The sequence below is a fragment of the Aurantimonas aggregata genome, from assembly GCF_010500835.1.
GTDB classification, from domain to species: Bacteria; Pseudomonadota; Alphaproteobacteria; order Rhizobiales; family Rhizobiaceae; genus Aurantimonas; species Aurantimonas aggregata.
Map to the genome: position 1 here is coordinate 1 of NZ_JAAAMJ010000043.1, position 13,268 is coordinate 13,268.

The following is a 13,268-nucleotide window of genomic DNA, read 5'->3' on the forward strand; positions in this document are numbered from 1 at the left end:
ATCGGTCGCACCGTAGCGGTGATGGCGGAGGCTGAAAGAAAGCCGTGAACCTGGAATGGGCGCATGAAGGCGATCTTGATCATGCGGGGTTCTTGACCGTGAGCCGCCAACCCAATGGTCGAGCGATCGCGCCGGATTGCATCGCCGAAACAGTAGTGAAGATCGGTCTAGGACGGGCCGGCAGCAGACCGTCCGCTTCTGGGGCGATGTCGCGAATAGCTGCCATTCCGCTCACGACCCATGCCGGACACTGCATAGTGCCCTACGTCTGCCCGAAAGCTGCCACTGGAGCGTCCAGGCCCCGGCTGCGGCTAGGGTTGCGCGGTACCGGTGAGGATCGCCGCATGATCAGACAAGGCACTGGGTTTGGTCATCAGTTCGCGGTTTGGCTCCAGGGTACTCGGAGGCAGGTCACCTGCGCCACGTGGCATTGACACTAGTCAATCCTCAACGGATGTTGAGGCGGACCACGGACCGTTTCCGCATACATCGATATCTCGCAATAATCGACGTGCAAAGATCCGGTTCTAGCAGGTGAGCCAAACATGGCCGCCTGTGTCAGGTCCATCAGGGAGGATACATGTCAAAGCTCAGATCATTCGCTTCAGTGGCAATCTTGATAGCAAGCGTTGCTGCGTCTTCAGCGTCACTGGCGCAGTCGGACTTTCCGGACCGCCCGATCCAGATGATCGTGCCTTGGGGCGCCGGCGGCGGCACCGATGCCGTCGGTCGCGTCTTCGCGTCGCTGCTCCAGCAGGAACTCGGCGTCCCCGTCAACGTCATCAACCGGACCGGCGGCTCCGGCGTCGTCGGCCACAGCGCGATCGCCAACGCCGAACCCGACGGCTACACGCTGGGCATCATGACGATCGAGATCGACATGATGCACTGGCAGGGCCTCACCGACCTGACCTACGAGGACTTCGACATCCTCGCGATCGTCAATTCCGACCCGGGCGGCATCATGGTCTCGGCGGATTCGCCCTACCAGAGCGCCGAAGAACTCCTCGCCGCGATCAAGGCCGAGCCGGCAGGAACCTTCAAGGGCTCGGGCACCGGACAGGGCGGCATCTGGCATGTCGGCCTCGCCGGCTGGCTGCTGTCGGAAGGCCAGGCCCCTGATCAGGTGACCTGGGTGCCGAGCCAGGGCGCGGCGCCCGGCATCACCGACATGGTGGCCGGCGGCGTCGACCTTGTCCCCACGTCGCTCGCCGAGGGCCGCGCCATGATCGATGCCGAGCGGGTGCGGCCGCTGGCGACTATGTCGGCCGAGCGGCAGGCGATGTTCCCGGATGTGCCGACCCTGCAGGAAGCCGTCGGTTCGGACTGGACGCTGTCGGTCTGGCGCAGCGTGGTCGCCCCGGACGGCCTGCCCGACGATGTCTCGGCCAAGCTCTCCGCTGCGATCGAGAAGGCCTACAACAGCGAGGACTACCAGTCCTTCATGAAGGATCGGGGCTTCGGCGTGCGCTGGGCCGCCGGCGAGGAGGCGACGCGGATCGTCGCCGAGGACGACGTCACCTTCGGCGAGATCATGAAGAAGGCCGGTCTCGCGCAGTAGACCCTGCCGCCCGCCGCCGCCCGGTTGCTGCCGTAGCCGGGCGGCGGCGGCGATCCGTCGCCTTCCTTCCTGTCCGCCTCGACGAGCGGCCGGCTTCTCCGCCGTGTCCTGCCAGGGTTGCGCCCATGCGAATGAACGACCTGACCCTTGGCCTCGTTGTCCTCGCGGGCGCCGTGGCGATCTTCCTTTCCTCCCTCCAGTTCTCGCCGATACCCGGCCAGGCCTACGGCGCCGAGACGATGCCGAAGACCATCGCCCTGCTGGCCTCCGGGCTCGGCATCTTCATGGTCGGCAAGAGCCTTGCTACCGGCGAGCGGCGTCTGGGCGTGGCGCTGGCCGATTGGACGCGGTCGCCCGCGTCTCTGTTCGGCCTGTTCGCGGCCCTCGGCCTCGTCCTCGCCTACATCCTCTTCAGCGGGGCGATCGGCTTCCTGCCCATGGGCTTCATCGTGACCGCCGGGCTGATGCTGGTGCTCGGCGTGCGGCCGCTCACCGCGATCCCCGTTTCGCTGCTTGCCGTCGTCGTTGTCCAGCAGGCGTTCGGCAGGCTGCTTCTCGTGCCGCTCCCGCGCAGCGCGATGCTTGGCTTCCTCTGGTAGACCCCATGGCCCCCCTCGCAGAAGCCTTCACGCTCGTCTTCCAGCCCTACGTACTCATGGTCATCCTGGGATCGGCCTGCTTCGGCATGTTCGTCGGCGCGATTCCCGGCCTGACGGCGACGATGGCGACGGCGCTCCTCGTCCCCATCACCTTCTTCATGGACCCGGTGCCCGCGATCAGCGCCATCGTGACGGCGACGGCGATGGCGATCTTCGCAGGCGACATTCCCGGTGCGCTGCTTCGGATGCCCGGGACGCCGGCGAGCGCCGCCTATGTCGAGGATTCCTACAGGATGACCCGGAGCGGACGCTCGGAGGAAGCGTTGGGCGCGGCTCTCGTCTTCTCTGCCATCGGCGGCCTGTTCGGAACCCTTGTCCTCGTCCTCGCCGCGCCGATGCTGGCGGAGATCGCACTCAAGTTCTCGTCCTTCGAGTATTTCTGGCTGGTGGTCCTCGGCCTGTCCTGCGCCGTCTTCGTGTCGCCGGGCTCCGTCGCGCGCGGTCTCATCTCGCTGGTCATCGGGTTGTTCGCCGCCACGGTCGGAATCGACAATCCGGCCGGCGAACCGCGCTACACGTTCGGCGTCGTCGACCTTCTCGGCGGCGTCGAGTTCATCTCGGCGATGATCGGACTTTTCGCGGTGTCGGAAGTCCTGCGCGCCGTCGTGCTTCGCTCCCAGCGGCCGGAGATCGCGCCGTCCGAACGCTCCGGCATCTTCCGCAGCCAGATCAAGAATTTCAAGCGCTACCCGACGCAGATCGTGCGGGGCAGCGTCGTCGGCACCGCCATCGGCGCGCTGCCGGGCGCCGGCGCCGACATCGCCGCCTGGATCTCCTATGCCATCAGCAAGCGCTTCTCCCGGCAGAAGGAGAAATTCGGAACCGGCCACGTCGAGGGCCTGGTCGAGGCCGGCGCCGCCAACAACGGCGCGGTGAGCGGCGCATGGATCCCGGCGCTGGTCTTCGGCATTCCCGGCGACTCGATCACCGCGATCGTCATCGGCGTCCTGTACATCAAGGGGATCAATCCCGGCCCGACCGTCTTCCTCAACGATCCGCAGCTGATCTACTCGATCTTCATCGTCTTCTTCATGGCCAACATCATCATGCTGCCGCTCGGCTGGGTGGCGATCAAGGGGGCGGGAACCATGCTGGCCATCCCGGCCCGCGTGCTGATGCCAATCATCCTGATGTTCTGCATCGTCGGGTCCTTCGCGATCAACAACTCGCTCTTCGGCGTCATGATCATGCTCGTCTTCGGCATACTGGGCTTCCTGATGGAGGAGAACGACATCCCGATCGCCCCGGCGATCCTGGGCCTGGTGCTCGGGCCGATGCTGGAGCAGAACTTCATCACCTCGATGATCAAGGCGGACGGTAGCTTCCTCGCCTTCTTCGAGCGCCCGATCGCGGCGGGGCTCGGAATCTTCACCATGCTGGTCTGGTGCCTGCCGATCCTGTTGATGCTGGTGGCGCGGCGGCGGAACGACCGCGATCTCTAGCCCGGGGCAGGCTGATGCCAGCCCGGTCGGCCGGAAGGACGCCTAGAACCGGACCCGAGCGAGATAAGCGCCAAAGTCCCTCCGGGCCCCGCGCGATCAGGGACGGAAGCGGCCCTCCGGCGGATAGGCCGGGTCGAAGAAATGCGGAACGGCCGTCGCTCCGAGCCCGACGACGGCGTCCACCGCGCTTTCGTCCTCTTCCCGCCAGGCGAATTCGAACGCCTTGCCGTAGCCGCGCCACTGCTCGAGCGTGCGCGGGCCGGCGATCAGTCCCGTGACGGCCGGATTGGCCAGCGTCCAGGCGAGGGAGAAATCGGTGAGCGACATGTCCCGCGCCGCCGCCAGCCGGGCGAGCTCTTCCGCGGCCCGCAGCGACGCGGGATGAAATTCGGCCTCCAACATGCGCTTGTCGCCGCGCCCGGCGCGACTTTCCGCCGACGCTTTCCCGGTGCTGGCATATTTGCCGGTCAGGACTCCGCGCGCCAGCGGGCTGTAGATCAGCGCGCCGACTCCGAAATGCCGGCAAGCCGGCAGCGTCTCGACCTCCGCACTTCGGTTGAGCGGATGGTAGAGGAGCTGGTTAACGATCGGACGGTCGATCCCCTCCCTGTCGCAGAGGGCGCAGATCTCCGCCATGCGCCAGGCGCGAAAGTTCGAGACGCCGAAATATCGGATGGCGCCGGACCGGATCAGATCGGCGATGGCGCGGACCGTCTCCGCGGCCGGCGTCTCGCGGTCTTCCTTGTGCAGATAGACGATGTCGACATAGTCGGTGCCGAGCCGCGACAGGCTCGCCCGCACCTCCTGGTGGATCCATTTGCGCGATAGGCCGCGCCGGTTCGGCCCCTCGCCCATCGGATTGGCAAGCTTGGTCGCCAGGATCCAGTGGTCGCGGTCGGCGGCGATGGCGCGTCCGGTGATCTCCTCCGAGCGACCCTCGGCGTAGGAATCGGCGGTGTCGATGAAATTGACGCCGATCGCGGAGGCGTCGTGGACGATGCGCCGCGCCTCGGCCTCCTCGGTGCGCGCTCCGAACATCATCGTCCCGAGACAGAGCCGGGAGACGATTAGGCCGGACCGGCCGAGGCGGCGCTGCGGGATGTTGGTGTTCGACATCGATCTTCTCCAGTCGGCGGCCGGTGCAGGGAGTACCGCGTCCGCTACTGCTAGCGGTCGGGGGCGCAAGCGATGACGCCGCGGACCGCGAGGGCCGCGATGTCGTCGTCGGTGTAGCCGCTCAATTCCAGGATTTCCCGCGTATGCTGGCCGAGCTCCGGCGCCGGCCGCGTGACCGCGCAGGGCGTCCGGTCCAGCTTTACCGGGAAGCCGACCATGCGGATGGTGCCATGGCCGGGCTGCTCAACGTCAATCGCCATCTCCTGCGCGACCACCTGCGGATCGGCGAAGACTTCCGCAAGGTTCTGCACCCGCCCGCATGGAACGCCCGCCGCGTTGAGCCGGGCGATCCATTCGGCCTGGGTAACGCTACGCATGCGCTCGTTGATCAGCGCGTTCAGCTCGTGGCGGAGCGCGAAGCGCTTCTCGTTGGTGTCGTAGTGGGGCCCCGCCATCAGCTCTTCGAGGCCGATCGTCGTCAGGAAGCGTCGCAGTATCACGTCGTTGCTCGGCGCAACCGCCACCTCGCCGTCCAGCGCCGTGTAGAGACCGTAAGGGGCGACCAGCGGATGATCGTTACCGGTGCGCTCTGGCAGCCGGCCGGTGGCGAAATACTCCGAGGCGAGAAACGCCATCATGCTGATCGACCCGTTGACCATTGCCGCTTCGAGGTGCTGGCCGGCGCCGTTCAGGTCCCGGGCCCGCAGCGCGCTCACGATGCCGAAGGCGCCGTAGAGACCGGCGATCAGGTCGGTAATCGGCTGTCCGGAGCGCATCGGCTCCTGGTCGGCCGGGCCGTTGACGCTCATCAGTCCGCTCATCGCCTGGGCGATGAAGTCGAAGGCCGGGCGGTCCACATAGGGGCCGACCGAACCGTAGCCGTTGATGTTGCAACTGACGAGCCGCGGGTTGATCGCCTCCAGCCGCTCCGGGCCGAAGCCCATTTTCGCCAGGATGCCGGGGCGGAAATTCTCCACCAGCACGTCGGCCGAGGCGATCAGCCGCTCCAGCACCGCCTTGCCCTCGGGGCTGTAGAGATCCAGCACGATGGACTGCTTGTTGCGGTTAAAGGCGGCGAAGTACCAGCTGAAGCCGTCGCGGACCGTTCCCTGCTCGCGGACCGGGTCGCCGCGGCCGGATTCGACCTTGATCACGTCGGCGCCCATGTCGCCGAGCAGCATGGTGCAGAACGGCCCGGACAGGACCCGCGTCAGGTCGATGACCCGGATTCCGTCGAGTGGGCGTCTTGCCTCGGGCACGCTGTTCACGCTCATCCGCAGGCGGTGGAGACGGCATTCAGATCGTGCAGTTCCAACCTAGGCCCGGCCTTCATCACCTGCCCTGCCAGCGTCCGACCGATCGCAGCTTCCGCCTGCCGCGAGACCGCGATCAGCCGCTGCAGGTCGACACCGCTCTCGATGCCGCATTCGTCGAGCATGTAGACGAGATCCTCGGTGCAGATATTGCCGGTGGCGCCGGGGGCGAACGGGCATCCGCCGAGACCGCCGACGCTGGACTCGAAGCGCGTGACACCCTCCTGCAGCCCCGCATAGATGCAGACCAACCCGACGCCGCGCGTGTTGTGGAAATGCAGCGCGATGTCGGCCTCGGGAACGCGGTCGCGCAGCGCCCGGACCCGTTCCTGGACGATCGGGGGCGTCGCCATGCCCGTCGTGTCGCCGAGCGAGATGCTGGTGATGCCGAGATCGGCGTAGGCCCGAGCGATGTCCACGACCCCGCCGACCGGGACATTGCCCTCGAACGGGCAGCCGAAGGCGGTGGCGATGGCGCCAAACACGGCGATGTTCGCGTCGGTGGCGATGCGCACGATGTCGCGCACGCCGTCCAGCGACTCGCGAACCGACCGGTTGACGTTCTTAGCGTTGTGGCTCTCCGACGCCGAGAGGAAGACCACCATGGCGTCGATGCCGGCGCTTGCGGCCCGCTCAGCGCCCTTCGCGTTCGGCACCAGGGCGGTGAGCACCGCGCCCTTCGACCGGTCGATCCCGGCCAGGACCTCGGCCGCGTCGCGCAGCTGCGGCACCGCCCGCGGCGACACGAAGGAGGTTACTTCGAGATGCCGGAGGCCGGCGTCGATCAGACCGTTGACGAGATCGATCTTGGTCGCGGTCGGAATCCACTCCGCCTCAGCCTGGAGCCCGTCGCGAGGGCCCACCTCGACGAGGCTGACCCGTGAGGGAAGCGGCGTCGGGCGGATGTCGCCTATTGCCCGGGTCTGGTCCATGGGTCCGTTCATCGCAGCCACCTTGCTCTGGTCTACCGCGTTGGTATACCGTCGCTGCACCTTCGGGCAATGGCTTTCGGAGAGTGGGGGGACATGCAGCAGGCAAGGGTCGCGGAGTCGACGAAAGGCAGCGTCAGCGACCGCCTGCTCGCCCAGATGCGCGGCGACATACTCTCGCTCGCGCTGATACCCGGACGCGTCATCTCGGAGCGCGACCTTGAGGCGATCTACGGTGCATCGCGCACGCCGGTGCGCCAGGCGCTGCTGCAACTGGCCAACGAGGGCCTGGTCATCCGCGCCGGGCGCGGCTACGCCGTCGCGTCAATCGACGCGCAGGAACTCGTGGAGACCTTCGAATACCGGGAGATCGTCGAGGCAGCCGCGGTGCGCCTCGCCTGCGAGCGCGCCAGCGAGGCCGATCTCGACGCGATCCAGGCGACGATTGACCGCGGCCTCAGCGACACGTCGCCGGAAACATGGTTCGAGATTGGCGCCGACGTGCATGTGATGATCGCCAGCCTGTCCGGGAATGGCTTCCTGCGCGACGCCGTGCAGGACATCGTGATCCGCATCGCACGGGCGCGCTGGCTTCTCGTCAGCACCGAGGCGGGCCAGCAGGAGGCCCATCGGGAGCACAGCGAGATCGTATCCCTCATCCGCGAAAGACAGGCGGACGGGGCGGAAGAGGCCATACGGCGACACGGGAGGAACGTGCGCGACCAGATCATGCGGGCCGTCGGCGAAGGTCGGCGGCAGCTGGGAGCGCATGGGATCGTCGTCAAAGGAGCTTGAACAGTCGCTGATCCGCGCCATGCCGGCAGGATTGGGAACAACGCTCACGAGGCGTTGGCAACAAGGGAGGAAACAAGAATGAAAAGATTGACGGGGACGACCCTCAGGATCGCCGGGGCCATGGCGATTGTCGTAAGTCTATCGGGCGTTCAGGCGAAGGCGGCGGAATGCCTCGCGCCCGCCGACCCGGGCGGGGGCTGGGACTTCACCTGCCGCACCGTTGGCAAGCTGCTTCTCGACCTCGATCTGGTCGACGCGCCAGTACAGGTAACCAATATGCCGGGTGGGGTTGGCGCCGTCGCCTATGCCCATGTGATTGCCGACCGCGCGGACCAGGAGGACCTCCTCGTCGCCGCGAGCACCGTCGGCGTGACCCAGATCGCGCAGGGCAAGTATCCTGCCGACACAGACGTCATGCGCTGGATCGGCATGCTCGCCACCGATGTCGGCGTAATCGCCGTGGCCAAGGACAGTCCGATCCAGACGCTGGACGAGTTGCTGGCCGAAATTAAGGAGAATCCCGGATCGATCGCCGCCGCGGGCTCGTCCGGCGTCGGCGGCTGGGACCATATCCGCCTGCTCATGCTGGCACGCGCGGCCGGCATGGATGCCGAGGCGCAGCGGGGCCTGCGCTGGGTGCAGTTCGACGGCGGCGGCCCGGCCGTCACCCAGATGATGGGCGGCCATGTCGGCCTCGTCTCCACCGATCTCGGCGAGATCGCCGGCTTCGTGGAATCGGGCGACATCAGGCTGCTCGCGGTGCTGTCCGACGAGCGTGTCCCGGCGTTTCCCGACGCGCCCACGGCGATCGAGCAGGGTCTCGACGTGACCGGCCTCAACTGGCGCGGCTTCTATACGGGGGGCGACGTCTCAGATGAGGCCTACACGGGCTGGGTCGAGACGATGCAGAAGCTCTACGAGAGCCCGGAATGGGAGAAGACCGCGACGGCCAGCGGCCTGATCCCGGTCTGGCGGGGAGGCGAGGAATTCGAGTCCTACGTCACTGAGCAGGCCGAAGAGATGCGGGCGATTTCCCGGGACATCGGGGTCATCCAGTGAGCGACCGGATCGCGGGCATCGTCATTCTTTGCCTGTCGATCTGGTACGGCTACACGGCGGGGAGCTACCAGGCGGGTTTTACCGACCCGCTCGGCCCCGCCGCGTTCCCGCAGATGCTGTCCGTACCGGCGGCACTGTTTAGCCTCTTCCTGATCTTCCGCCCCGACCCGAAGCCCGATTGGGTGACCGGCATCCCGGCGCTGCGGCAGGTCACGGCTGTTGGGCTGCTGATCGGCTACGCCCTTTTCCTCGATGAGCTTGGCTTCATCTTGGCGACGATCGTCGCGGTGACGGTGCTGGCACGCCTGCTCGGTGCGGGCTGGCTGAAGTCCCTCGTCTCGGCGAGCGCGACGAGTATCCTGCTGTTCGGCGTCTTCGACCTGGTGCTCGGCCTGCCGCTGCGGGTCGTTCCCGGCATTTTCAGCTAAGGCTCCAATATGGACATGGACATCCTGGGCGGCCTCGCCTCCGGCTTTGCCGTCGCGCTGACGCCGACCAATCTCGCCCTTGCCTTCCTCGGCTGCTTCGTCGGCACGATCATCGGCGCACTGCCGGGCATCGGGCCGGTAAACGGCGTGGCGATCCTGATCCCGCTCGCCTTCTCCTTCCAGCTCGACCCGGCATCGGCCCTGATCCTGCTATCCTGTGTCTATTACGGCTGCATGTATGGCGGGCGCATCTCCTCGATCATGCTGAACATCCCGGGTGACGAGCCTGCCATTATGACGACCCTCGACGGTTATCCCATGGCGAGGCAGGGCAAGGCGACCGAGGCGCTGGCCATCTCCGCGGTCGCCTCCTTCGTCGGCGCGACGCTGGCGACGGTCGGCCTGACGCTGTTCTCGCCGCTGCTGGCGAAGGCCGCCATCCACTTCGGGCCGAGCGACTATTTCGCGCTTTACGTCATGGCCTTCGCGACGATCGGCGGCGTTACCGGCGCCAACCCGTGCAAGACGCTGCTGGCGGCAGTTCTCGGCCTGATGCTGGCGACCGTCGGCCTCGATCCGGCGAGTGGTACCGCCCGCTACACCTTCGGCTCGTTCAACCTCTACGACGGCTTCGACCCGATCGTGGCGATCGTCGGCCTCTTCGCCATCAGCGAAGTCCTGATCTTCCTGGAGACCTCCCACAAGTCGAGCCATGCCATGCCGCCGCTGGGGCGGATGTTCGCTGGCCTGAAGGACGTGCGCCGGAGCTTCGGCGCCATGCTGCGGGGCTCCGGGCTCGGCTTCGTCGCCGGCATTCTGCCCGGCGCGGGGGCCTCGCTCGGCGCCTTCCTGGCTTATGTCTTCGAACGGCGCTGGAGCAACCAAGACAACACGTTCGGCAAGGGCGATCCGCGCGGCGTCGCCGCACCCGAGGCCGGCAACAATGCCGCAGCCGGCGGGGCGCTGATTCCGATGCTTACGCTTGGCATCCCCGGCAGCGGCACCACCGCGGTGATGCTCGCCCTGCTGATCTCGCTAAACATCACGCCCGGGCCGCTGCTGTTCGAGCGCCAGCCGGAAATGGTGTGGGGACTGATCGCCTCGCTCTACATCGCCAACGTCGTCCTCCTGGTGCTGAACCTGCCGCTCGTCGGCCTGTTCACCCGCATGCTGAGCCTGCCAGCCTATGTGCTGATGCCCTTTGTGGTGATGGTAAGCTTCCTCGGCATCTACTCGATCAGCAACTCGACCTTCGATCTCCTGGTGATGATCGGCTTCGGCCTGCTCGGCTTCGTCATGCGCAAGCTCGACATATCGCTGGTGCCGCTGGTCCTCGGCCTCCTGCTCGGGGCCGACATGGAGAACAATCTGCGGCGTGCGCTTTCAATCTCAAATGGCGATTTCAGCATCCTTTTCCAAAGTCCCATCGCGCTTGTCATCTACGGCATCACCGTGATTGCCTTGCTGGTCGCATTTGGTTTCGCACACACAAACCGCAGATTTGCACCCCCGGCGGCAGACAGCAAAGCATCATCGGAAGGCTAATCGCCGCATCCAAGTAAACGGCACTTCTCCAATGCTGCCATTGGTCGGTCATTCTACATCTGAGGAGGTCGATACCCGCTGGTTGACGCATCGCCCAGGGGCCAGCGGACTGGCTGTTGTTCACCGTCGACGTCATTTCTGGTTCGCGTTCGAAGCGGAGGCCCGGTTGGGTGCGTCGACCCGAACCAGAGGCAGCGTCATGTGTAGCGCCTTGGGGACCGAAACTGAGTGTCGTTCCCAACGAAGCGATGTTCGGTGCTGCGATCGCGCTTCGCTGCAGAAACGGAGGACGGCTTGCCGCCGATTTGACGTCTTCAGTCGGCTCAATGCCACGATTAGCGCCAATGAGGTGAGCGAGGGCTCGACGGCAGCTATTCGGACCATAATCGGCCACCGCCCGTTGCCCAATGTATCCCCACCGCGAGTGGGCATCCGAAGCAACGGAGTTTCCACGTGTCTATTGAGAAAATGATCCGCCTCCACCCTGACGTAGGCCAGGATTTGAACGAGGCCTTAGCCATGGCGGCCCGCCACTCCATGCTGTGTTCGCTGTTCTGTACGTCGTGTGCAGACGCCTGCCTGGCCGAAGAAATGGACATGCGCCAGTGCGTTCGCACCTGTATGGATTGCGCGGATGTCTGCAATGCCACGGCCCATCTTGCCGTGCGCCGGACAGGTCAGAATGTCGAACTGCTTCGGGCGCAGCTTGAGATTTGCATCAAAGCTTGCGAAACTTGCGCGGTCGAGTGCGGGAATCATGATCACGAGCATTGCAAGCTATGCGCCACCATGTGCCGCGAATGCGCTGATGATTGCCGCAAGGCACTTGCGACCGTTCACTAAGTCGGTGGCCTCGTCTCGTTGTGTCAGCAATCGAGACCGAGCGGCAGTCTAGGGCCGATTGCTGACTGGCCGCTTTCGATACGCCTGTCTGAATAGCTGCCGTCTGGTATCCGTGACATCTGCTGGTGCGGCAATGTGAATGCTCTAGCGGCTTGCCGAGGGGGCCGGGCAAGCATGCCTAGGTGTCGAGCATATCCCGGTCGTCTCCCATGACCCAGCGCAGGGCAGACAGCTTTCCGTTCATCATCCCCCATTCGAAGTCCGACCACGGCCCGAGGTCTTCGATGCCAACCTCTCGCTCGGTCTTTCGAGCCGCCGTCTCAGCCACCCTCCAGGTTTCTGTCAGTTATCATGCGTCGACGCTTTTTGGGATTCGCTGCGTTCCACTGAGCCTCGGTAACCACCTTCTCCCGGCCGCGTTCGATGTTGATACGCAGATTCTGATGGCGGTTATACCAGACCTGACAGTAGAGGAGCTGCTCGGCGTCCTGAATCTCCGATAAACCGCGAGCCTGTAGCGCCCCGTATAGTTCCATGTCGTAGTTGGCCAGCAGGTCACCATCGAGATGGTTGAGCAGGTCAGCCAGAGATATCCAGTATCTCGACCTCGTCCCGTCGAAATGCGGCAGAAGGTCCGCGGGCGGCTGACGATGATCACCACCGTCTGCGCTGAAATCAGACTTGTTGTGCGTGACGAACGCGAACTCCACTCCCGCACGCTCCTCGCGGCGCATCTGGTCGACGTAGGTCTCGATTATGACCGCGTCCCCGATGCTGTTTTTCAATCTGTGGAAGGGGGCCGTCGCAGTTATGGCGCGGTCGGCCGCGCGAGCCTTGATCTCATCCGTCGCCGGGAGTGGTACGAAGGACCGCAGCAGGCCTTCAACCTTGCTGATGGAAGCGTTGACCGCATCCCCCTTGTAGACGGCGGCGTGGTCAGCCTCGTTTAGTGCCTGAATAGTCCCGTGCGTCGCCAAACCTTTTTGCGGCCTCGCATACCAAGCTGAAGTGAGAGTGCAGGCTACGCTTCGCGTCTGCCGCGACCCGCTCCTTATTGCGCTCAAACTCATCCAGGACGACCTGTGGGACGATGAGTTCGTCTCCCGCCTGACGAACGATGTACTCAATCGCCGATATCAAGGGCAGATTTCGGTAGTCTTTGACGAGATCGAGCCATACGCACGTGTCGACGAGAATCCTTAGCATCGGAACCTTCCCCCTTTGCACACCGTAGGCGCCCATTTTCGAGGGGGGAAGGTTTTTTCGTGCAGCGGTCTATCTGGCTTCACCGGGGCACGGGATTGGCGGCGCCGGGATGGCCTCCGCGCAGCATCGATACGGACCTCGTGATCCGGGGACGGGCTCATCTCGATCGACCGGTTTGCCTTGTGGTGTATGCGGGGCGGAAATCGCAAGGCGGCTGTGCAGAGAGAATACTCGACCGGACGGCAGCTTATACCAACGTGCGCTGATCAGAACTCATGCGCCCAGTCCCGCATTCCGATTGAGATGATTTTCCAGGGCTGATCGACGAGCTTGTTCCAAGCGTCACAGCAGTGGGCGACGATGTCGTCGTAG

13 protein-coding genes are annotated in these 13,268 nt (G+C 65.2%); 8 read left to right on the forward strand and 5 right to left on the reverse strand.

Features of this window, described 5'->3' with window-relative positions; translation table 11 throughout:
* Positions 1-685: 685 nt before the first annotated feature.
* From GTW51_RS22390 to GTW51_RS22400, 3 genes are all read left to right on the forward strand, one after another.
* Positions 686-1,561 carry a tripartite tricarboxylate transporter substrate binding protein gene (locus tag GTW51_RS22390; RefSeq protein ID WP_246233359.1) on the forward strand — a complete coding sequence of 292 codons (876 nt, stop codon included), beginning with the start codon at positions 686-688 and terminating at the stop codon, positions 1,559-1,561.
* A gap of 125 nt (positions 1,562-1,686) precedes the next feature.
* Positions 1,687-2,160, forward strand: coding sequence for a tripartite tricarboxylate transporter TctB family protein (locus tag GTW51_RS22395; RefSeq protein WP_163046249.1), 474 nt, complete (start codon positions 1,687-1,689; stop codon positions 2,158-2,160).
* A 5-nt stretch (positions 2,161-2,165) separates the two neighbouring features.
* Entirely contained in the window at positions 2,166-3,662 is a 1,497-nt protein-coding gene (locus tag GTW51_RS22400) for a tripartite tricarboxylate transporter permease (protein ID WP_163046250.1), read from the forward strand.
* Positions 3,663-3,758: 96 nt separating this feature from the next.
* Here GTW51_RS22400 and GTW51_RS22405 read toward each other — a convergent pair whose 3' ends face one another.
* From GTW51_RS22405 to GTW51_RS22415, 3 genes are all read right to left on the reverse strand, one after another.
* Positions 3,759-4,763, reverse strand: a complete 1,005-nt coding sequence (locus GTW51_RS22405; protein WP_163046256.1) for an aldo/keto reductase — start codon at positions 4,761-4,763, stop codon at positions 3,759-3,761.
* Positions 4,764-4,828: 65 nt separating this feature from the next.
* A complete protein-coding gene (locus GTW51_RS22410; protein ID WP_163046251.1) occupies positions 4,829-6,046 on the reverse strand; it encodes a CoA transferase in 1,218 nt (405 codons plus the stop codon).
* A gap of 2 nt (positions 6,047-6,048) precedes the next feature.
* Positions 6,049-7,035, reverse strand: coding sequence for a hydroxymethylglutaryl-CoA lyase (locus GTW51_RS22415; RefSeq protein WP_246233360.1), 987 nt, complete (start codon positions 7,033-7,035; stop codon positions 6,049-6,051).
* Positions 7,036-7,116: 81 nt separating this feature from the next.
* Here GTW51_RS22415 and GTW51_RS22420 point away from each other — a divergent pair, with 81 nt between their 5' ends.
* From GTW51_RS22420 to GTW51_RS24790, 5 genes are all read left to right on the forward strand, one after another.
* A complete protein-coding gene (locus GTW51_RS22420) occupies positions 7,117-7,815 on the forward strand; it encodes a GntR family transcriptional regulator (RefSeq protein WP_163046252.1) in 699 nt (232 codons plus the stop codon).
* 78 nt (positions 7,816-7,893) lie between these two features.
* Positions 7,894-8,874, forward strand: coding sequence for a Bug family tripartite tricarboxylate transporter substrate binding protein (locus GTW51_RS22425; RefSeq protein WP_163046253.1), 981 nt, complete (start codon positions 7,894-7,896; stop codon positions 8,872-8,874).
* Complete coding sequence (locus GTW51_RS22430) at positions 8,871-9,302, forward strand: tripartite tricarboxylate transporter TctB family protein (RefSeq protein WP_163046254.1); 432 nt, start codon at positions 8,871-8,873, stop codon at positions 9,300-9,302. The genes GTW51_RS22425 and GTW51_RS22430 overlap by 4 nt, the downstream gene beginning before the upstream one ends.
* Before the next feature lie 15 nt (positions 9,303-9,317).
* A complete protein-coding gene (locus GTW51_RS22435; RefSeq protein WP_163046258.1) occupies positions 9,318-10,847 on the forward strand; it encodes a tripartite tricarboxylate transporter permease in 1,530 nt (509 codons plus the stop codon).
* Positions 10,848-11,384: 537 nt separating this feature from the next.
* Positions 11,385-11,690 carry a four-helix bundle copper-binding protein gene (locus tag GTW51_RS24790; RefSeq protein WP_484463068.1) on the forward strand — a complete coding sequence of 102 codons (306 nt, stop codon included), beginning with the start codon at positions 11,385-11,387 and terminating at the stop codon, positions 11,688-11,690.
* Positions 11,691-12,010: 320 nt separating this feature from the next.
* Here the strand turns inward: GTW51_RS24790 and GTW51_RS23700 are convergent, their stop codons facing one another.
* Entirely contained in the window at positions 12,011-12,667 is a 657-nt protein-coding gene (locus tag GTW51_RS23700; protein WP_203566261.1) for a PIN domain-containing protein, read from the reverse strand.
* Positions 12,627-12,932, reverse strand: a complete 306-nt coding sequence (locus GTW51_RS24740; RefSeq protein WP_425483307.1) for a PIN domain-containing protein — start codon at positions 12,930-12,932, stop codon at positions 12,627-12,629. Before GTW51_RS24740 ends, GTW51_RS23700 begins: the two co-directional genes overlap by 41 nt.
* Positions 12,933-13,268 lie beyond the last annotated feature (336 nt).

Excerpts from the sequence above, each read along its gene's own strand:
- GTW51_RS22425 (WP_163046253.1), top strand. The coding sequence starts at position 7,894 with ATGAAAAGATTGACGGGGACGACCCTCAGGATCGCCGGGGCCATGGCG.
- GTW51_RS22395 (WP_163046249.1), top strand. The coding sequence starts at position 1,687 with ATGCGAATGAACGACCTGACCCTTGGCCTCGTTGTCCTCGCGGGCGCC.
- GTW51_RS22435 (WP_163046258.1), top strand. The coding sequence starts at position 9,318 with ATGGACATCCTGGGCGGCCTCGCCTCCGGCTTTGCCGTCGCGCTGACG.
- GTW51_RS22415 (WP_246233360.1), bottom strand. The coding sequence starts at position 7,035 with ATGAACGGACCCATGGACCAGACCCGGGCAATAGGCGACATCCGCCCG.
- GTW51_RS24790 (WP_484463068.1), top strand. The coding sequence starts at position 11,385 with ATGCTGTGTTCGCTGTTCTGTACGTCGTGTGCAGACGCCTGCCTGGCC.
- GTW51_RS22390 (WP_246233359.1), top strand. The coding sequence starts at position 686 with ATGATCGTGCCTTGGGGCGCCGGCGGCGGCACCGATGCCGTCGGTCGC.
- GTW51_RS22420 (WP_163046252.1), top strand. The coding sequence starts at position 7,117 with ATGCAGCAGGCAAGGGTCGCGGAGTCGACGAAAGGCAGCGTCAGCGAC.
- GTW51_RS24740 (WP_425483307.1), bottom strand. The coding sequence starts at position 12,932 with ATGGGCGCCTACGGTGTGCAAAGGGGGAAGGTTCCGATGCTAAGGATT.
- GTW51_RS22400 (WP_163046250.1), top strand. The coding sequence starts at position 2,166 with ATGGCCCCCCTCGCAGAAGCCTTCACGCTCGTCTTCCAGCCCTACGTA.